Origin of the sequence: Luteimonas abyssi (assembly GCF_001482195.1) — a bacterium.
GTDB classification, from domain to species: domain Bacteria; phylum Pseudomonadota; class Gammaproteobacteria; order Xanthomonadales; family Xanthomonadaceae; genus Luteimonas; species Luteimonas abyssi.
Window position 1 is genome coordinate 2,087,926 of the sequence record NZ_KQ759763.1, and the last position, 19,134, is coordinate 2,107,059.

At 68.4% G+C, this 19,134-nt stretch carries 20 protein-coding genes and 1 tRNA gene; 1 reads left to right on the top strand and 20 read right to left on the bottom strand.

The window, feature by feature from the left end:
- Position 1: 1 nt before the first annotated feature.
- The 12 genes from nuoI to tpiA all read right to left on the bottom strand — a co-directional run bounded on the left by nuoI (position 2) and on the right by tpiA (position 10,395).
- Positions 2-490 carry an NADH-quinone oxidoreductase subunit NuoI gene (gene nuoI, locus RG19_RS08710; protein WP_058834936.1) on the bottom strand — a complete coding sequence of 163 codons (489 nt, stop codon included), beginning with the start codon at positions 488-490 and terminating at the stop codon, positions 2-4.
- Positions 487-1,566, bottom strand: a complete 1,080-nt coding sequence (gene nuoH / locus RG19_RS08715; RefSeq protein WP_058834937.1) for an NADH-quinone oxidoreductase subunit NuoH — start codon at positions 1,564-1,566, stop codon at positions 487-489. The genes nuoI and nuoH overlap by 4 nt, the downstream gene beginning before the upstream one ends.
- A complete protein-coding gene (nuoG, locus tag RG19_RS08720) occupies positions 1,563-3,803 on the bottom strand; it encodes an NADH-quinone oxidoreductase subunit NuoG (protein WP_058834938.1) in 2,241 nt (746 codons plus the stop codon). The genes nuoH and nuoG overlap by 4 nt, the downstream gene beginning before the upstream one ends.
- Positions 3,800-5,167: an NADH-quinone oxidoreductase subunit NuoF gene (gene nuoF, locus RG19_RS08725; RefSeq protein ID WP_058834939.1), complete on the bottom strand. Its 1,368-nt coding sequence runs from the start codon at positions 5,165-5,167 to the stop codon at positions 3,800-3,802. The genes nuoG and nuoF overlap by 4 nt, the downstream gene beginning before the upstream one ends.
- A gap of 11 nt (positions 5,168-5,178) precedes the next feature.
- Entirely contained in the window at positions 5,179-5,706 is a 528-nt protein-coding gene (gene nuoE, locus RG19_RS08730; protein ID WP_058834940.1) for an NADH-quinone oxidoreductase subunit NuoE, read from the bottom strand.
- The gene (locus tag RG19_RS08735; RefSeq protein WP_058834941.1) at positions 5,703-7,010 is read right to left on the bottom strand and encodes an NADH-quinone oxidoreductase subunit D; all 1,308 of its coding nucleotides are present in this window, start codon (positions 7,008-7,010) and stop codon (positions 5,703-5,705) included. Before RG19_RS08735 ends, nuoE begins: the two co-directional genes overlap by 4 nt.
- Entirely contained in the window at positions 7,007-7,762 is a 756-nt protein-coding gene (locus tag RG19_RS08740) for an NADH-quinone oxidoreductase subunit C (RefSeq protein WP_058834942.1), read from the bottom strand. Before RG19_RS08740 ends, RG19_RS08735 begins: the two co-directional genes overlap by 4 nt.
- Positions 7,759-8,343: a NuoB/complex I 20 kDa subunit family protein gene (locus RG19_RS08745; protein WP_058834943.1), complete on the bottom strand. Its 585-nt coding sequence runs from the start codon at positions 8,341-8,343 to the stop codon at positions 7,759-7,761. Before RG19_RS08745 ends, RG19_RS08740 begins: the two co-directional genes overlap by 4 nt.
- Complete coding sequence (locus RG19_RS08750; RefSeq protein ID WP_058834944.1) at positions 8,334-8,690, bottom strand: NADH-quinone oxidoreductase subunit A; 357 nt, start codon at positions 8,688-8,690, stop codon at positions 8,334-8,336. Before RG19_RS08750 ends, RG19_RS08745 begins: the two co-directional genes overlap by 10 nt.
- A gap of 323 nt (positions 8,691-9,013) precedes the next feature.
- A tRNA-Leu gene (locus tag RG19_RS08755) sits at positions 9,014-9,099 on the bottom strand.
- 55 nt (positions 9,100-9,154) lie between these two features.
- A complete protein-coding gene (gene secG, locus RG19_RS08760) occupies positions 9,155-9,628 on the bottom strand; it encodes a preprotein translocase subunit SecG (protein ID WP_058834945.1) in 474 nt (157 codons plus the stop codon).
- 14 nt (positions 9,629-9,642) lie between these two features.
- A complete protein-coding gene (tpiA, locus tag RG19_RS08765) occupies positions 9,643-10,395 on the bottom strand; it encodes a triose-phosphate isomerase (RefSeq protein ID WP_058834946.1) in 753 nt (250 codons plus the stop codon).
- A gap of 139 nt (positions 10,396-10,534) precedes the next feature.
- Here tpiA and RG19_RS08770 point away from each other — a divergent pair, with 139 nt between their 5' ends.
- Entirely contained in the window at positions 10,535-11,338 is an 804-nt protein-coding gene (locus tag RG19_RS08770; RefSeq protein ID WP_058834947.1) for an SDR family NAD(P)-dependent oxidoreductase, read from the top strand.
- Positions 11,339-11,807: 469 nt separating this feature from the next.
- Here RG19_RS08770 and RG19_RS08775 read toward each other — a convergent pair whose 3' ends face one another.
- From RG19_RS08775 to truA, 8 genes are all read right to left on the bottom strand, one after another.
- Entirely contained in the window at positions 11,808-12,761 is a 954-nt protein-coding gene (locus RG19_RS08775) for an isopenicillin N synthase family dioxygenase (RefSeq protein ID WP_058834948.1), read from the bottom strand.
- An 11-nt stretch (positions 12,762-12,772) separates the two neighbouring features.
- Positions 12,773-14,122, bottom strand: coding sequence for a phosphoglucosamine mutase (glmM, locus tag RG19_RS08780; protein ID WP_058834949.1), 1,350 nt, complete (start codon positions 14,120-14,122; stop codon positions 12,773-12,775).
- Complete coding sequence (gene accD / locus RG19_RS08785) at positions 14,119-14,997, bottom strand: acetyl-CoA carboxylase, carboxyltransferase subunit beta (protein WP_058834950.1); 879 nt, start codon at positions 14,995-14,997, stop codon at positions 14,119-14,121. The genes glmM and accD overlap by 4 nt, the downstream gene beginning before the upstream one ends.
- A gap of 159 nt (positions 14,998-15,156) precedes the next feature.
- A complete protein-coding gene (gene trpA, locus RG19_RS08790; protein WP_058834951.1) occupies positions 15,157-15,969 on the bottom strand; it encodes a tryptophan synthase subunit alpha in 813 nt (270 codons plus the stop codon).
- The gene (locus RG19_RS08795; RefSeq protein ID WP_058834952.1) at positions 15,966-16,292 is read right to left on the bottom strand and encodes a hypothetical protein; all 327 of its coding nucleotides are present in this window, start codon (positions 16,290-16,292) and stop codon (positions 15,966-15,968) included. Before RG19_RS08795 ends, trpA begins: the two co-directional genes overlap by 4 nt.
- A gap of 5 nt (positions 16,293-16,297) precedes the next feature.
- Complete coding sequence (trpB, locus tag RG19_RS08800) at positions 16,298-17,527, bottom strand: tryptophan synthase subunit beta (RefSeq protein WP_058834953.1); 1,230 nt, start codon at positions 17,525-17,527, stop codon at positions 16,298-16,300.
- On the bottom strand, positions 17,524-18,201 hold the full coding sequence (locus RG19_RS08805; protein WP_058834954.1) for a phosphoribosylanthranilate isomerase: 678 nt from the start codon (positions 18,199-18,201) through the stop codon (positions 17,524-17,526). The genes trpB and RG19_RS08805 overlap by 4 nt, the downstream gene beginning before the upstream one ends.
- Positions 18,198-18,980 carry a tRNA pseudouridine(38-40) synthase TruA gene (truA, locus tag RG19_RS08810; RefSeq protein WP_058834955.1) on the bottom strand — a complete coding sequence of 261 codons (783 nt, stop codon included), beginning with the start codon at positions 18,978-18,980 and terminating at the stop codon, positions 18,198-18,200. Before truA ends, RG19_RS08805 begins: the two co-directional genes overlap by 4 nt.
- Positions 18,981-19,134: the final 154 nt, after the last annotated feature.

Here is a 19,134-nt window from a genome sequence, read left to right on the forward strand (position 1 = left end):
CTTACCTGTAGGCGGCGTCGGCGGCGCGACGTTCGGCGATCTCCGCCTCGAGGCGGTCGCCGAGCGCGAGCAGCTGCGGCTTGGTGACGATGTTCTCGCCGCGGTTCTCGAAGTGATACTCGTGGACGTGGGTCTCGACGATCGAGTCCACCGGGCACGATTCCTCGCAGAAGCCGCAGTAGATGCACTTGAACAGATCGATGTCGTAACGCGTGGTGCGGCGGGTGCCGTCCTCGCGCTGGGTCGAGTCGATGGTGATCGCAAGCGCGGGACACACCGCTTCGCACAGCTTGCAGGCGATGCAGCGCTCTTCGCCGTTGGGATAGCGGCGCAACGCATGAAGGCCGCGGAAGCGCACCGACTGCGGCTGCTTCTCCATCGGATACATCATCGTGTACTTGTCGCGCCACAGGTACTTGAAGGTGAGCTTCAGCCCACCCAGCAGCTCCAGCAGCAACAGGCTGCGGAAGAAATTACCGACACCGCTCATCGCTGTACCCCCTCGAGCACGCCGAAGTACGCCAACAGCGCGGTCACCACGATCCAGAAAATGCTGATCGGGATGAACACCTTCCAGCCCAGCCGCATGATCTGGTCGTAGCGGTAGCGCGGGAACGAGGCACGGAACCAGATGAAGCAGCTGGCGAAGAAGAAGACCTTGGCGAACAGCCACCACCAGCCGTCCACCGACAGGAACGGGATGCCCCAGCCGTGGAACGGCGACAGCCACCCGCCGAGGAAGAACAGCGCGGTGAGGAAGCTGATCAGGATCATGTTCGCGTATTCGGCGAGGAAGAACAGCGCGAACGCCGACCCCGAATACTCGACCATGTGGCCGGCCACGATTTCCGACTCGCCCTCGACCACGTCGAACGGCGCACGGTTGGTCTCGGCCACGCCGGACACGAAGTAGATGACGAACAGCGGCAGCAACGGCAGCCAGAACCAGCTCAGGAAACCGCCCGAACCCGATTGCGCCATCACGATGTCGGTCAGGTTCAGGCTGCCGGCGGCGATCAGCACGCCGACCAGCGAGAAGCCCATCGCGATTTCGTAGCTGACCACCTGCGCGGCCGAGCGCATCGCGCCGAGGAACGCGTACTTCGAGTTGGACGCCCAGCCGGCGAGAATGACGCCGTAGACGCCCAAGGAGGTCATCGCCAGCAAATACAGCAGACCGGCATTGGCATTCGACAGCACCAGCTGCGCATCGAACGGCACCACCGCCCACGCCGCGAACGCCGGCGCGAGGGTGATCAACGGCGCCAGCAGGAACAGCGAGCGGTGCGCGTTGGCCGGCTGCAGCACTTCCTTGAACAACAGCTTGAACACGTCCGCGAAGGCCTGCAGCACGCCGAAGCCGACGTACTGCGGCCCGTGACGGACATGCATCCAGCCGATCAGCTTGCGTTCCCAGACCACGTAGAACGCCACGGTGATGATCACAGGCATGGCGATCGCCAGGACCTTGAGCACGATCCACAGCACCGTGCCGACCGCGCCGAGCGAGAACAAGGCATCGCGCAGCGGTCCGACCACCTGTTGGAGCAATTCGGCCGTCGTCATGCCGGCACCACCTGTACGTTGCCGGCCATCAGCGCCGCCGTGGCGCCGTAACCGCTTTCCACGAAGACCGCGCCGCGCGCGACCTGATCACTGACGGTCACCTGCAGCGTCGCGGTCCCGGCATGGTTGGACACCTTGGCCATCCCGTCGTGCGCCGCGCCGATCGCCTGCGCATCTTCCGGATGCAACACGATGCGCGGACCGAGATTGAGCGGATGCGACTGCAGCGCCGCGGCGCGGCGCACCACGGCATCGCTGCGGTAGATCGCCGGCGCGGTCGCCAGTTCGAGGCCGTCGCTCCCCTGCGGTGCCTGCCCGGCACGCACCTGCACATCGCGCTGGGCCAGGCCGGCGCGCAGCTGGGGCAGATCGACGAAATCGAAGCCGCCCAGCTCGAGCTGGGCGCCGAGCGCACGCAGCACGCGCCAGCCCGGTCGCGCATCGCCCGCCAGGCGACCGCCGGCGACGGCACGCTGCTCGCGTCCTTCCAGATTGGTCAGGGTCGCGTCGATCTCGGGCAGCGCGCCGATCGGCAGGATCACGTCCGCCACCGCTCGCGTCGAAGCGCAGGCGAACTGGCTGAAGGCCACGACCTGGGCGCCGCTGAGCGCCTTGAGCGCGAGCGCCTGGTCGGCGAAATCGAGACCGGGCTCGACCCCGTACAGCACGTAGGCCGAACGGCTGTCGGCCAGCATCGACTGCGCGTCGCGCGAGGTCGGCAGCACGCCGTGACGACTCAGGCCGATCGCGTTGGCGCCCTGCGGGATCCGGCACAGCGCACCGCCGTGCGCGGCGGCGAACGCAGCCGCCGCGTCGCGGATCGCCGCGGCATGCACGCCCGACTCGGCCAGCGCACCGACGATCACCACGAGGCGGTCGCCCTCGCCCGCCGCAGCGCCGAACGCGTCGTTGCCGAGCACGCCGGCGATCGCCGACGGCGGCACGATGGTCTTCGAGGCCACATCGAAGGTGAAGTCGAAATCGACGGGGTTGATCACATGGACCTTCGCCCCATGCGTCCACGCCTGGCGCACGCGATGGTGCAGCAGCGGCAGCTCGTGGCGCAGGTTCGACCCCACGATGACCACGGTCCCGGCCTTGGCGATGTCGGCGACCGGCATCGCGAACGGCGCCGCGACGGCATCGCCGGACAGGTCGCGCTGGGCGATGCGGTGGTCGAGATTGCCGGTCCCCAGGCCCTCGGCGAGGCGGGCCAGCAACGCACCCTCCTCGTTCGAGGTCGCCGGATGGACCAGCACACCCAGATCGTCGGCGGCGTTGTCGCGCAGGATCTGCGCGGCACGCGCCAGCGCCTCGTCCCAGCTCGCCTCACGCCAGGTGTCGCCGTCCTTCAACAGCGGCTTCGTAGCGCGGTCCTCGGCGGCCAGGCCCTGGTGCGAGTAACGGTCGCGATCGGACAACCAGCACTCGTTGACCGCCTCGTTGTCGCGCGGCACGGTGCGCAGCACCTCGCCACGGCGCACGTGCAGGAACAGGTTGCTGCCCAGCGCGTCGTGGTAGCCCAGCGATTCCTTGGCGATCAACTCCCAGGGACGTGCGCGGAAACGGAACACCTTGTTGGTCAGCGCGCCCACCGGGCACACGTCGATGACGTTGCCGGACAGTTCGGTGGTCAGCGGCTTGCCGTCGTAGGTGCCGATCTGCAGGTTCTCGCCGCGCTGCATGCCGCCGAGTTCGTAGGTGCCGGCGACTTCCGCGGTGAAGCGGACGCAGCGCGTGCACTGGATGCAGCGGGTCATCTCGGTGGCGACCAGCGAGCCGAGATCCTCGTCGGGCACCACGCGTTTGCGCTCGGCGAAGCGGCTGACCGAACGGCCGTAGCCCAGCGACAGGTCCTGCAGCTCGCACTCACCGCCCTGATCGCAGATCGGGCAATCGAGCGGATGGTTGATCAGCAGGAACTCCATCACGTTGCGCTGCGCCTTGAGCGCCTTGTCGTTACGCGTGAAGACTTTCAGGCCGTCCATCACCGGCGTCGCACACGCCGGCGACGGCTTCGGCGCCGAACGTCCGCCGACCTCGGTATCGACCAGGCACATGCGGCAGTTGGCCGCGATGCTCAGCTTGTCGTGGTAGCAGAACCGCGGGATCGGGATCCCGGCCTTGTCCGCGGCCTGGATGATCATCGAGCCCTTGGGCGCGGCCATCTCGACGCCGTCGATGAAGACGGTGACGTGATCCGGCGGCAGGTCGGGATTCACGGGTTGCGCGCTCATGCGGCCACCGCCTTCTGCACCACGGTGCCGTTGCGCTGGTCGTCGACGAGGAAACGGCGGTTCACGATGGCGTACTCGAACTCGTCCCAGTAATGGCGCAGGAACCCCTGCACCGGCCACGCGGCGGCCTCACCGAACGCGCAGATGGTGTGCCCCTCGATCTGCCCGGCCGCCGCGCGCAGCATCTCCAGGTCCTGGACCGTGGCGGTGTGCTCGGCGATGCGGGTCAGCATGCGGTACATCCAGCCGGTGCCCTCGCGACACGGCGTGCACTGGCCGCAGGATTCCTTGTAGTAGAAGCGCGCGATGCGCTGACAGGCGCGCACCATGCACGTGGTGTCGTCCATGACGATGACCGCGCCGGACCCGAGGCCGGAGCCGGCCTTCTGGATCGCGTCGTAGTCCATCGTCAGGCCCATCATCACCTCGCCGGGCAGCACCGGCATCGACGAGCCGCCGGGAATCACGCCCTTGATCGTGCGCCCCTCACGCATGCCGCCGCACAGCTCGAGCAACTCGGAGAACGGCGTGCCCAGGCGGATCTCGTGATTGCCCGGCTTCGCGACGTGACCGGACACCGAGAAAATCTTGCAACCGCCGTTGTTCGGCTTGCCGAGACCCATGAACCACTCGGCGCCGTTGCGCACGATCGCCGGCACCGACGCATAGGTCTCGGTGTTGTTGATCGTGGTCGGCTTGCCGTACAGGCCGAAATTGGCGGGGAACGGCGGCTTGTAGCGCGGCTGGCCCTTCTTGCCTTCCAGCGACTCCATCAGCGCGGTCTCTTCGCCACAGATGTAGGCACCCGCGCCGAGCGCGTTGTACAGATCGATGTCGATGCCCGAGCCGAGGATGTCCTTGCCCAGCCAACCGTTGGCATAGGCCTCGGCGGTGGCTTCTTCCAGGTGCTCGAAGGGCTCGTGATGGAACTCGCCGCGCAGGTAGTTGTAACCCACGCTCGAACCCGTCGCGTAGCAGGCGATCGCCATGCCTTCGATCACGGCATGCGGGTTGTAGCGCAGGATGTCGCGGTCCTTGGCCGTGCCCGGTTCGGATTCGTCCGAGTTGCAGAGGATGTACTTCTGCATGTCGCCCTTCGGCATGAAGCTCCACTTCAGGCCGGTCGGGAAGCCTGCGCCGCCACGGCCGCGCAGGCCGGACTGCTTGACCATCTCGATGACGTCGGCGGGCGGAATCTTCTCGCTCAGGATCTTGCGCAGCGCCTGGTAGCCGCCGGTCTTGAGGTAGTTCTCGTACGACCACGGCTTGTCGAAATGCAACGTTGTGTAGACCGCCTGATGCTCCTGCGGCGCGGGGCCGACGGGGCCGTAGCCTTCGGAAATCTTGGGGTGGTGATGCGCCATCTCGCGTCGCCTCACTTCAGTCCGTCGATCAGCTCGTCCACCTTCTCGGCGGTGAGCTTCTCGTGGTAATGGCCATTGATCACGACCACAGGCGCACCGCAGCACGCGGCGACGCACTCTTCTTCGCGCTTGAGGAAGACGCGCCCGTCGGCGGTGGATTCGCCCAGGCGGCACCCGAGCTTCTTCTCGGCATGCGCGACCAGATCCTCGGCGCCGTTGAGCCAGCAGCTGATGTTGGTGCAGAAGGCGACGTTGTTGCGGCCGACCGGCTGGGTCTCGAACATCGAGTAGAACGTCGCGACCTCGTAGGCCCACACCGGCGGCAGGTCGAGGTACTTCGCCACGCCGGCGATCAGCTCGTCGGTCAGGAAGCCCTGGTTCTGCTCCTGCGCGGCATGCAGGCCCTGCAACACCGCCGACCGCTTGCGGTCGGGCGGGAACTTGGTCAACCAGTGGTCGATGTGCGCACGCGTGTCGTCGCTGAGGACGACCATCGGATCAACGCTGCGGGCGTTCTCGAAATTACCGGTGGCCTTCATCGATCCACCTCACCAAACACAAGATCATAGGTACCGATCATCGCCACGACGTCGGCCAGCATGTGGCCGCGCACGAAGGCGTCCATCGACGACAGGTGCGCGAACCCCGGCGCACGCAGGTGCACGCGGAACGGCTTGTTGGCGCCGTCGGAGACCAGGTAGCAGCCGAACTCGCCCTTCGGCGCCTCGACCGCGGCGTAGGTCTCGCCGGCGGGGACGGAATAGCCTTCCGAGAACAGCTTGAAGTGATGGATCAACGCTTCCATGTCGTCCTTCATCTCCTCGCGGGACGGCGGCGCGACCTTGTAGTTGTCCACCATCACCGGGCCGGGGTTGGCCTTCAGCCAGCGCACGCACTGCTCGATGATGCGCGTCGACTGGCGCATCTCGGCGATGCGAACGAGATAGCGGTCGTAGCAATCGCCTTCCACGCCGACCGGGATGTCGAAGTCGACCTCGGCGTACTTCGCGTACGGCTGCTTCTTGCGCAGGTCCCAGGCCACGCCCGAGCCGCGCAGCATCGCGCCGGTCATGCCCCACGCCTTCGCGTCGTCCGGGCTGATCACGCCGATGCCGACCGTCCGCTGCTTCCAGATGCGGTTGTCGGTGAGCAGGGTCTCGTACTCGTCGACGCGCTTGGGGAAATCGCGGGTGAAGTGCTCGAGGTAGTCCAGCAGCGAACCCTCGCGCGCCTCGTTGAAGCGCTTGAGCGTCTTGCCCTTGTGCCAGGGACTTTCCTTGTACTTCGGCATCTGCCCGGGCAGGTCCCGGTACACGCCGCCGGGCCGGTAGTAGGTCGCGTGCATGCGCGCGCCGCTGACCGCCTCGTAGACGTCCATCAGCTCTTCGCGCTCGCGGAAGGCGTACAGGAACACTGCCATCGCACCGAGATCAAGCGCGTTCGAACCGACCCACATCAGATGGTTCAGGATCCGGGTCACCTCGTCGAGCATGGTGCGGATCCACTGCGCGCGCTCCGGCGCCTCGATCCCCATCAGGGTCTCGATCGCACGCACGTAGGCATGCTCGTTGCACATCATCGACACGTAGTCGAGACGATCCATGTAGCCGATCGACTGGTTGAACGGCTTGGACTCGGCGAGCTTCTCGGTGCCCCGGTGCAGCAATCCGACGTGCGGATCGGCGCGCACGATGGTCTCGCCATCCATCTCCAGGATCAGGCGCAACACGCCGTGCGCGGCCGGATGCTGCGGGCCGAAGTTCATCGTGTAGTTGCGGATCTCCTGACGCAGCTCCGCCGGGCTGCTGGCGAACGCCTCGGTCGCCTGGTGCACGGTGCTCATTTCCGGGTCTCCGCCTGGCGCGTCTGCGACTCGCCGGCTGCGGTCTGGTAACGGGCGTCGTCGCGCACGACGCGCGGCACGCCCACGCGCGGCTCCACCGACGTCACCGGCTCGTACACCACGCGCTTCTTCTCGGCGTCGTAGCGGACTTCGACGTTGCCGATCAGCGGGAAATCCTTGCGGAACGGATGGCCGACGAAGCCGTAGTCGGTGAGGATGCGACGGAGGTCCGGGTGGCCGGCATAGACGATGCCGAACAGGTCGAACGCCTCGCGCTCGAACCAGTTCACGCCCGGCCAGATCGACGTCACCGAATCGATCATCGGGAGGTCGTCGTTGTCGGCCCACACGGTGACCCGCAGCCGGCGGTTGTGCTCGACCGAAAGCAGCTGCGCGACCGATGCGAAGCGGCGGCCCGGGTTCACGAGCGCGCCCTCGCCTTCCGGCTGGTCGAGCTGGCGGCTCGGCGCCTCGCCATAGCCGAAGCGGCCGGGGCCACGCCCCTCAACGCCACGGCTGAAGCCTTCGGACGACACGTCGGTGTCCCACTCGTCGCTGCCGTAGCTGAGGTAGTCGACGCCGCACAGGTCGATCAGCGATTCGAAACCGTACTCGTCGCGCAGCGCGCGACATCCGGCGAGATACTCGCGGGCGTCGAACACGATGCCCACCTCGCCGCGCGGCGCGGCGACGGTCACTTCGGCCTGGGGAAAACGTTCGCGCAGGCGGTCGACGAATTCGACGCCGCTCATCCGCGCATCCCCGTCTTGTGCTCGCCGAAGTTGGTGCTGCGGCGGATCTTGCGCTGCAACTGCAGGATGCCGTAGACCAGCGCCTCGGCGGTGGGCGGACAGCCCGGCACGTAGACGTCGACCGGCACGATGCGATCGCAGCCGCGCACGACGGAATAGGAGTAATGGTAGTAGCCGCCGCCATTGGCGCAGCTGCCCATCGAGATCACCCACTTCGGGTCGGGCATCTGGTCGTAGACCTTGCGCAACGCCGGCGCCATCTTGTTGACCAGGGTGCCGGCGACGATCATCACGTCAGACTGGCGCGGCGACGGACGGAACACGACGCCGTAGCGGTCGAGATCCAGACGCGCGGCACCGGCGTGCATCATTTCCACGGCGCAACACGCCAGGCCGAACGTCATCGGCCACATCGAGCCGGTGCGCGCCCAATTGAGCAGGATGTCGGCGCTGGTGGTGACGAAGCCGCGCTCGAGCAGCGGGTTCTCGCCTTCCGGACGCAGGATGTCGTCGACGCGGCCTTCGGGCAGCGGATTGCTGGCGGCGTCGGCGACGCGCTGGATGGACTGGATCACTCCCATTCCAGGGCTCCCCTCTTCCACACGTAGATGAAGCCGAGCAGGAGCATGCCGGCGAAGATGGCCATCTCGACCAGGCCGACGACACCGAGGTCGCGGAACACGGTGGCCCAGGGCACGATGAAGATGATTTCCAGATCGAAGATGATGAACTGGATGGCGATGAGGTAGTAGCGCACGTCGAACTGCATGCGCGCGTCCTCGAACGCGTTGAAGCCGCACTCGTAGGGAGACAGCTTTTCAGCCCCCGGTCGCTTGGGTCCCAACACGTTGCCGACGATCAGCAGGGCGATGCCGATGCCGGTGGCAACGATCAGGAACAGCAGGGTCGGCAGATATTCGGCCAGCACGTGATGTTCTCTCGGCTACTTGCCACCCGGAGGCGGCCGTTGCTCGGCGCTTGCGCGCCGCCTGTACGCGACGCCAGGAAGCGCGCGTCGGATGGATGGGAGAGCGCGGTGGCGGCCGCCCGTCCGGTTGGCCCCGCGAGGCCTGCTTCGACAGGTCCCGCTCGCACGGCGCCTGCATCTCGAAACCCGGTAATTGTACCGTTTCGTAAACTGGGGAGTAAACGATTTATCGACATGTGCATGTCGTTGCCGACGCGCCTCGAAAAACGCCGACGCCCCGCTCGGAAAGCGGGGCGTCGGAGGTGCGGCGGACCGCCGCGTGTTGGTGCCCAAGAGGGGACTCGAACCCCTACGACCATAAGTCGCTACCACCTCAAGGTAGTGCGTCTACCAATTCCGCCACCTGGGCAAAGCTTGCTCGCCGGCACGCACGGGCGCCGGCGGGGGTGCGCATTGTACGCGCTTTACTGCTGGTTTTGCTGCTCTTCCGTCGCAGGAGGCGCCGGCGGCTGCGCGGCCGACTCGTCGACGGGCGGCGCCGGCACGGCGGCATCGCCACCGCCTTCGGCAGCGGGGGCAGCAGGCACCGAAGCACCGTCCTGCGCAGGCGCCTGCGGCACGCTGCCGTCCTGGGCCGAGGGCTGGACCGGCGCCTGCGGCACCGCGGACATCACGCCGAGATCCTGCTGCACCGTCGGCTGCGCCTGGCGGGTGGCGTACCACGCCATGAACAGGGTGATGGCGAAGAACGTGATCGCCAGCCACTTGGTGCTCTTGGACAGGAAATTCGAGGAGCCACGCGAGCCGAACACGGTCGACGACGCGCCGCCACCGAAGCCGGAACCGGCCTGGGCGCCCGCGCCGCGCTGCATGAGGATCAACGCGACCATCGAGATGGCGACGATGACGAACAGGATATTGAGGACGATCAGCAGCATCGGATCTTTGACCGCTATTGCGCCGCGGCGGCCGCGACGATGGCGAGGAAATCGGCGGCCACCAACGAGGCGCCGCCGATCAGGCCGCCATCGACGTCGGGCTGCGAAAACAGCTCGGCGGCGTTGGCGGGCTTCACACTGCCCCCGTACAGGAGGGGCAGCGAATCAGCGATCTTAGCATCCCGGGCGGCGATTTCGCTACGGATGAACGCATGAACCGCCTGCGCCTGCTCCGGACTGGCGGTCTGCCCGGTCCCGATCGCCCAGACAGGCTCGTAAGCCACCACGGCATTGGCGAACGCCGCCGCGGTCACCAGGTCCAGCACCGGCCGCAATTGCGAGGCGATGGTGTCCTCGGTCCGCCCCGCTTCGCGCTGCTGCAGGGACTCGCCCACGCACAGGATCGGGCGCAGGCCCGCGTTGACCGCGGCCAGGAACTTGCGCGCGATGTGTTCGCTGCTTTCGTTGTGGTACTGGCGGCGCTCCGAATGGCCGACCAGGCCGAAGCGCGCCCCGACATCGACCAGCATCTTCGCCGACACCTCGCCGGTCCATGCGCCTTCCTGGTTGCAGCTCACGTCCTGGGCACCGAACGCGACCGGCTGCCCCTCGAAATCCTCGACCAGATCGCCCAGGTACGGCAGTGGCGGCAGGATCACCACCTCGACGCCCGCGGACGGCGCCTGCGCGATGCGGGACACCAGATCGGTGGCGAAGACGCGGCTGCCGTGCAGCTTCCAGTTGCCGGCGACGATGCGTGGGCGCATGGGATTCCTCGAAGAAGCGAAGCGGATGTCGATTCTAGGGGCTGCCAGCCGGCGCCGGTAGGCCGCGTCCGTGGCGACGCCGGAAACGACCGCGTCGGGCGCGCTACCCTGCCCTGCACACTTCCGGGAGCGAAAGACGATGGCGCACGAGGCCGCACAGGGCGTCGCACTGGTCACCGGCGCATCCAGCGGCATCGGTGCCGCCATCGCCCGCGAGTATGCGCGACGCGGCGTACCGCTGGCGCTCACCGCGCGTCGCGGGCAACGCCTGCAGGCGCTGGCCGCCGAACTGCAGGCCCAGGTCCCGGTGACGGTGATCGTCGCCGACCTCGCCGAGCCCGGCGCGCCGTCGGCGATCGCCGACGCGCTGGAAGCGCGCGCCCTGCAGGTGCGCATCCTGGTCAACAATGCCGGCTATGGCGTGCCGGGGCGATACCCGGCCAGCGACTGGGCCACCCATGCCGCCTTCGTCCAGGTGATGGTCGCCGCGGTCTCGGAGCTGACCTGGCGCCTGCTTCCCGCGATTCGCGCCAGCGGCACCGGCAGGATCCTCAACGTCGCCTCGTTCGCGGCGCTGATGCCGGCGGCGGACGGCCAGACGCTGTACGCGCCGGCCAAGGCATTCCTGGTGAAGTTCAGCGAGGCCCTGGCGCTGGAAAACGCCGACGCCGGCGTACATGCCACGGCGCTGTGCCCCGGCTTCACCCGATCCGAGTTCCACGACGTCACCGGCACCCGCTCCCGGATGCGGGTACCGGCGCGGATGTGGCTGGACGCCGATGCCGTGGCCCGGTTCGGCATCGAGGCCTGCGAGCGCGGCCGGGTGCTGGCGATTCCGGGCTGGCGCTACCGCCTGCTGCACGGGCTGGCCAGACACCTGCCCCACCCGATGGCGCTCGGGCTGATGGCGCGCAACTCGCGCAAGGTGCGGCCGCTGGATTGAGTGGGTCCGGGGGCTGGAGCCGGGAGAAAGGGTCTTCTCCCCAACGCAGTGAGTCGGCTGCGAGAGGCCTCGCTTCGTTTCGCCACGCGGCGGCCCGATGGCAACGGCCCCCTGCAATCCGCAAGCCGATCCCCGCCGTGGCCGGTAGGCCGTTGCGCGAAACCAAGGAGGCCGCCGCCGCATGGCGGTGGCCGGGGGGACATTCGCGGCAAGGGCCTGCCGGCCACGGCGGGGCCTGTCGGATCGCAGCGAAAAGGAGCGAAGCACGACACCCGACGGTTCCGCCATCAGGCGAGGCAGCGAACAGCGTCCTCATCCGCCCCTTCAGGGCACCTTCTTCCACGGGCGGGAGAAAGGAGCCCGCCGCAGCATGCCGGTGGGACTGGCGAACGAAAACGCCCCTACCTGCCCTTCGGGACCCCTTCTTCCGCAGGCAGGAGAAAGGGGTTTGCTGCGGCATGTCGGAGAACTAGCGCAGCTTGATCTCGCGCAGGCGCTCTTCCAGATAGCCCTGCGCGGTGATCGGCTCCGGGTAGCGGCTGGGGTTGTCCGCGGTCACCGTGGACGGCAGCACGTCGATCAGGAAATCCGGGTTCGGGTGCAGGAAGAACGGGACCGAGTAACGCGGCTTGCGCGCCTCGTCGCCGGGCGGATTGGTGACCCGGTGCGTGGTCGACGGATACACATGGTTGGTCAGGCGCTGCAGCATGTCGCCGATGTTGACCACGATGGTGTCCGCGTCCGAGGTGAACGGCACCCACTCACCCTTCTTCGACAGCACTTCCAGGCCCGCCGCGCTCGCGCCGACCAGCAGCGTGATCAGGTTGATGTCCTCGTGGGCGCCGGCGCGCACGTTGGGAATGTCGTCGGCGGTGATCGGCGGGGAGTGGATCGGGCGCAGGATCGAATTGCCCGAGTCGGTCTTGTCGGCGAAGTAGTCCTCCGGCAGGTCGATGTGCAACGCCAGCGCGGACAGGACGCTCGCACCGAGCCTGTCGAGCGTCCGGTAAAGCCCATATCCGTGCTCGCGGAATCCGGGGACCTCGTCCGGCCACAGGTTCGGCGGCATCACGTCGCGGTACGCCGAATCGTCCGGAATTTCGCGGCCGATGTGCCAGAACTCCTTGAGATCGAAGTGCTTCGCGCCCTTGGCGGTCTCCACGCCGAACGCGGTATAGCCGCGCGCGCCGCCGCCGCCCGGCACGTGGTACTGCCGCTTGGTCGCTTCCGGCAGGGCGAAGAACGCCTTGAACACATCGTAGGCGCCGTCGATCTGCGCCTGCGCGATGCCATGACCGTTGATGCCGGCGAACCCCCACTCGCGGTAGGCGGCGCCGAGTTCGGCCACGAACGCGGCGCGGTCGCGGTCGTCGACCGGATCGGTGAACCGGCGGATATCGAGAGTCGGAATGCGGGCGCTCATGGCGAGTTCCTTCAGGCTGCGGCCGCGCGCACCGCGTCGGCCAAAGAGTCGAGGGTGGATTGCATCAGGCCGGCATCGTCGGCCTCGACGGTGACGCGCACCACCGGCTCGGTGCCCGACGGACGCAGGAATGCACGCCCGTGGCCCTTGACCGTGGCCTGCGCCTGCGCCAGCGCGGCCTGCACGGCCGGCGCTTCGGCCGGCTTGGCGCCTGCGACGTAGCGCACGTTCACTGTCTTCTGCGGATAGCGCTTCAGGCCCTCCAGGGCCTGGGCCAGGCCGATGCCCCGCCGCTGCAGCACTTCCAGCACCTGCAATGCGCTGACGATGCCGTCGCCGGTGCTGGTGCGATCCAGGCACAGCAGGTGGCCCGAGGCCTCGCCGCCGAGCACGCCGCCGTGTTCGGTGAGCGCCTGATGCACGTAGCGATCGCCTACCTTGGCACGCAGGAACCCGATGCCGCGCTGTTCGAACGCCTGCTCCAGACCGTAATTGGTCATCAACGTGCCGACCACCGGCCCCTGCAGGCGACCGCTGGCCTGCCAATCGAGCGCCAGGATGTAGAGCAGGTCGTCGCCGTCGACGACACGGCCGTCGGCGGTGACCAGCAGCACACGGTCGCCGTCGCCGTCGAACGCGATGCCGAGTTCCGCGCCCGTGGCCCGGACATGCGCGGCCAGGGTCTCCGGATGCGTGGACCCCACCCCGTCGTTGATGTTGACGCCGTTGGGCGCGGTACCGATGGCGTCCACGCGCGCGCCGAGTTCGCGCAGCACCAGCGGCCCGATCTGGTAGGTGGCACCGTTGGCGCAATCCATTGCGATCCGCATGCCGCGCAGGTCGAAACCTCGCGGCAGCGAGTTCTTGCACGCCTCCAGATAACGCCCCACCGCATCGCGCGTGCGCACCGCCTTGCCGAGCTTGTCGGACTCGACGGTGCGGAACGGCGCGTCGAGCGCGGCCTCGATGGCCAGCTCGGTCGCATCGTCGAGCTTCTCGCCATCGGCCGAAAAGAACTTGATGCCGTTGTCGTGGTGCGGGTTGTGGGAGGCGGAGATGACGATGCCGCCATCGGCCCGCAGCGAACGGGTCAGGTGCGCGACGGCCGGTGTGGGCATCGGCCCCATCAGCTCGACGTCCACGCCCGCCGCGACCAGTCCGGCCTCCAGCGCGGCTTCGAACATGTAGTTCGAGATCCGGGTGTCCTTGCCGATCACCACGAACGGCTTGCGCCACGCGGCCTCGCCGGCACGCAGCGCATGGCCGTAGGCATTGCCAAGGCGCAGCACGAAATCCGCCGAGATGGGGCCTTCGCCGACACGGCCACGGATGCCGTCGGTGCCGAAGTACCTGCGGCTCACGCAGCGACTCCGGGCTCCGGCTGACGCATGAGCATCGCCACCAGGGTGGCGATGCGGTCGCGCAGCTCGCGCCGGTCGCAGATCTGGTCGATCGCCCCGTGCTCGAGCAGGAACTCGGACCGCTGGAAACCTTCCGGCAGCGTCTCGCGCACGGTCTGCTCGATCACCCGCGGACCGGCGAAACCGATCAGCGCTTCGGGCTCTGCCAGATTGATATCGCCCAGCATCGCGAACGACGCCGAAACACCACCGGTCGTCGGGTGCGTCATCACCGAAATGTACGGCAGTCCCGCCTCGCGCAAGCGCCCCAGTGCCGCCGAGGTCTTGGCCATCTGCATCAACGAGAACAGGCTCTCCTGCATGCGCGCGCCACCACTGGCGGCGAAGCACACGAACGGCGAGCCGATCTCCAGCGCGCGTTCGGCCCCCAGCGCGAAGCGCTCGCCGACCACCGAGCCCATCGAGCCGCCCATGAAGGCGAAATCGAATGCGGCGGCCACGATCGGCCGGGTCTTGAGCGTGCCTTCCAGCGCGACCAGGGCATCACGCTCGCCGGTGGTCTTCTGGACCGCCTTGATGCGATCGCCGTAGCGCTTCTGGTCGCGGAACTTCAGCACGTCGGTCGGGCCGAGCGCGGCGCCGATCTCGGTCCCGGTGTGCGGATCGAGAAAGCCACGCAGGCGCGCACGGGCCCGGATCGGCCGGTGGAACGCGCACTTCGGGCAGACCTCGAGGTTTTCCTCGAGCTCGGGCCGGTACAGCACGGCGCCGCACCGGTCGCACTTTTCCCACAGCCCCTCGGGCACGCTGCGCTTGCGGCGGGTGTTGGGTTCGGTCCGGATGCTCGACGGCATCACTTTCTTGAGCCAGCTCAAATCGGTTCACTCCATCGTGGCCCGGGCGCCCTTGCGGATGCCGGGCCGGGACAAGAGCGCGATTCTATCAGGCCCGGGCCACGTGCAGGCCTGCCGCCTCACGCGCAAACCGTTGATTCGAAAGGGGGTCGGCCGTACGCCGGCGCATCGCGGGCGGGTTCAGGCCGCCGTGTTGTCGAGCCCGCTGCGCAGCGGCGACAGGAAGGCCGAGGCGCGCTCGACGGCCGCAGCCACGTCATCCGCCTCGGCCAACGCCGCCACCAGCGCGCTGCCGACCACCACGCCATCGGCGGATGCAGCCATCGCCGCAGCGCCCGCGGCGTCGCGGATGCCGAAGCCGGCGACCACCGGGACCGATGCGCCTTCGCGGATCGTGCGCAGGCGCGCGCCGGCCGCGCCGGTGTCGAGACGGTCGGACGCGCCGGTGACGCCGGCGAAGCTGACGTAGTAGAGATACCCCTGCGCATCGGCGAGCAAGCGCGCCAGGCGTGCGCTGTCGGTGGTGGGCGACGCCAACAGGATCAGCGCCACGCCGTGCGCGACGAAGGCCTCCCGGAACTCGGCGGCCTCTTCCGGCGGCAGGTCGACCAGCAGGACGCCGTCCACGCCCGCGGCCGCGGCATCGGCGGCGAAGCGCGCCGCCCCACGAATCTCGACTGGGTTCAGGTAGCCCATCAGCACCACCGGCGTGGCCGCGTCGTCGTCCCGGAAGGCGCGCACGCTCTCCAGCACGTGACGCAGGCCACCGCCGCGCGCCAGCGCGCGCTCGGAACTGCGCTGGATCGTCGGCCCGTCCGCCATCGGATCGGAGAACGGCACGCCGAGCTCGATCACGTCGGCACCGGCGGCGACCAGCGCATGCATCACCGGCACCGTCGCCTCCAGCGAAGGGTCGCCCGCGGTGATGAAAGGAATCAGCGCCTTGCGACCGGCGGCCTGGAGCGATGCGAAACGGGTCTCGATACGGTTCATTTTTTTCGTGTGTGCATAAAGTGGCGAAGCCGGGCCGCCAGCGGAAACCGCTCGGTCGGCGGCGGATCGAACGACGCGTTGGGCGCCGCATCGGGTGGAGGAGGATCGCTCCAGTCGCCGCCCCCGAGCAGATGACCGGGAAGCTCCGCCAGCGCGTCGTCGGGTGCGGCCACCTCGAAGATGTCCACGCAGCACCCGCAGCCGAGGTTGTCCGAACGATGCGACAGCTCCGCCTCCCAACGCGCGAACCATGCGTCGAGCCGCGCGCGGCCGTCGGGGTCGCGGTGGACATCGACGATGAGCGTGGCGCGCCGGTCCACCATGCCGGTCAGACTTCCACGCCTTCCCGGGCCGCGATGGTGTGCACGTCCTTGTCGCCGCGGCCGGACAGGTTGGCCAGCACCAGCGCGTCCCTGGGCAGATCCCGGGCGAGCTTGATCGCCTGGGCGATGGCGTGACTGGATTCGAGCGCGGCGAGAATGCCCTCGGTACGCGCCAGCAGATGGAACGCCGCCAGCGCTTCGTCGTCGGTCACGCCGACATACTCGGCACGCCCCTTCTCGGCGAGGAAGGCATGCTCCGGGCCGACGCCGGGGTAATCGAGACCGGCAGAGACCGAGTGCGTTTCGGTGATCTGGCCGTCGTCGTCGCAGATCACGTAGGTGCGGTTGCCGTGCAGCACGCCCGGGCGCCCGGCGGCGATCGACGCCGCGTGACGCCCGCTGTCGATGCCGTCTCCGGCCGCCTCGGCGCCGACGATGCGCACGTCGGCGTCGTTGAGGAAGGCATGGAACAGACCGATCGCGTTGCTGCCACCGCCCACGCAGGCTGTGATCGCATCGGGCAGCCGGCCGTATTCGGCCAGCATCTGCGCACGCGCCTCGCGGCCGGTCACCGCGTTGAAGTCGCGCACCATGCGCGGGTACGGATCCGGGCCGGCCACCGTGCCGATGATGTAGAAGGTGTCGGCGACGTTCGTCACCCAGTCGCGCATCGCCTCGTTGAGCGCATCCTTCAGCGTCGCCGAGCCGCTGGTCACCGGCACCACCCTGGCGCCGAGCAGACGCATGCGGTAGACGTTGATCTTCTGCCGCTCGATGTCGGTCGCGCCCATGTAGACCACGCACTCCAGGCCCAGCCGTGCGGCCACGGTCGCGCTGGCCACGCCGTGCTGGCCGGCGCCGGTCTCGGCGATGATGCGCGGCTTGCCCATCCGGCTGGCGAGCAGCGCCTGGCCGATGGTGTTGTTGATCTTGTGCGCGCCGGTGTGGTTCAGGTCCTCGCGCTTGAGCAGGATCCGCGCACCGCCGATCTCGCGGCTCAGTCGCTCGGCTTCGTAGATCGGGCTCGGGCGACCGACGTAGTGCTTGAGGTCGCGGTCGAACGCGGCGATGAAGTCCGGGTCGGCACGCGCGGTATCGTAGGCCTCCGCCAGCGCCTGCAACGGCCCGATCAGGGTCTCGGCGACGAAACGGCCGCCGAATCGGCCGAAGTGGCCGCTGGCGTCCGGCCAGGCATGGAAATCGAAACGGCTGTCGGCTCGAGGGTCCGTACTCACTCCCCCTCCTCCTTCAGCTCCTTGCAATCGGCGCGACGCACCTCTTCGACGAAGCGGCGCATCAGGTCGCCATCCTTCAGTCCCGGCGCGCTCTCGATGCCGCTGCTGACGTCCACGCCCCACGGCAAGGTGCCGTAGGCCGCATCGAAGGCGTTGTCCGGCGTCAGCCCTCCGGACACGAAGAACGGTGTCTCGATGCTGGGCCGCAACCGCTTCCAGTCGAAGGTACGGCCCTCGCCCGGCGCCTCGCCCGCGCCGTGGCTGTCGAACAGGAATCCCGACGCACCCGCGTAGCGCACGCGCAACGCGATCAGGTCGACCACTCCGTCCCCGCTGCCGGCGCCCATCGCCACCGCCTTGATGTAGGGCAGCCCGAAACTGCGGCAGAACGCGTCTTCCTCGCCGCCGTGGAACTGCAGCAACGTCGGCCGCACCCGGCGCACCACGTCGCGCACCTCGTCGCCGTCGTTGTTGCGGAACACCGCCACCGGGCTCACCAGCGGCGACAACGCGGTCCGCATGGCGCGCGCCTCCTCCGGATCGATCCGGCGCGGACTGCCGTGCGCGAAGACGAAACCCACGGCATCGACGCCGAGCTCGCCGGCCAGACGGACGTCGCCGGGTCGGGTCATCCCGCAGAACTTGATGCGGGTACGGAACAGGGTGCGCTTCACTCGGTGACCTCGTCGGGCAGCCCCCAGTCGGGGGAGTACAGGGGACCGACGAAGACCAGGCCCGCCGATGGAGCGGTGGGACCGGCCAAGGTACGGTCGCGCGCGGCCAGCAGATCGGCGATCCAGTGCTCGGGCCGCTCGCCGGCGCCGACTTCCATCAGCGATCCGACGATGTTGCGCACCATATGATGCAGGAAAGCATTCGCCTGCACATCGATGGCGATGGCCTCGCCATCACGCGAGACCCGGATCCGCTGCAGATTGCGGCGCGCGTGCGGGGCCTGGCAGTGCACGGTGCGGAAACTGGTGAAATCCCGCTCCCCGACCAGCGCCTGCGCCGCGCGATCCATCGCCCCGTCGTCCAGGCGACGACGGGACCAGGCCAGATACTGGCGCTCCAGCGCGGGCCGGACGTCGCGATCGAGCAGACGGTAACGATACCGGCGGGCGTGCGCGCTGAAGCGCGCGTGGAAGGTCTCCGCCACCGGCACGCACCAGCGTATCGCGACCGACGGCGGCAACCGCCCGGTCGCGCCGAGCATCCAGCCGCGCGGATCGCGCACCACATCCGTCTCGAAATGCACGACCTGGCAGCGTCCGTGCACGCCGGCGTCGGTCCGGCCTGCGCACGCGGTCTCGACCGGCGCATCGGCGACGCTCGAAAGCGCTGCTTCGAGCGCCGCCTGAACGGTTGGCGGACCGGGCTCGCCGGGCTGGCTCAGGCGCTGCCAGCCCTGGAAGGACGAACCGTCGTACTCGACGCCGAGGGCGAAACGCATGCAGATCTTCCGACAGCGGGGACCGGCATCCTAGGCCGAGGCGGCCCCCACGTCACCACGGCATTCCTAGCTTGCGCCCGTGCGCACGCGGTTTCGTCGGCGACCACGACCTGCCGCCGCATCGGCGAGCACCCCGCACCGGCGGGTGCCCGCG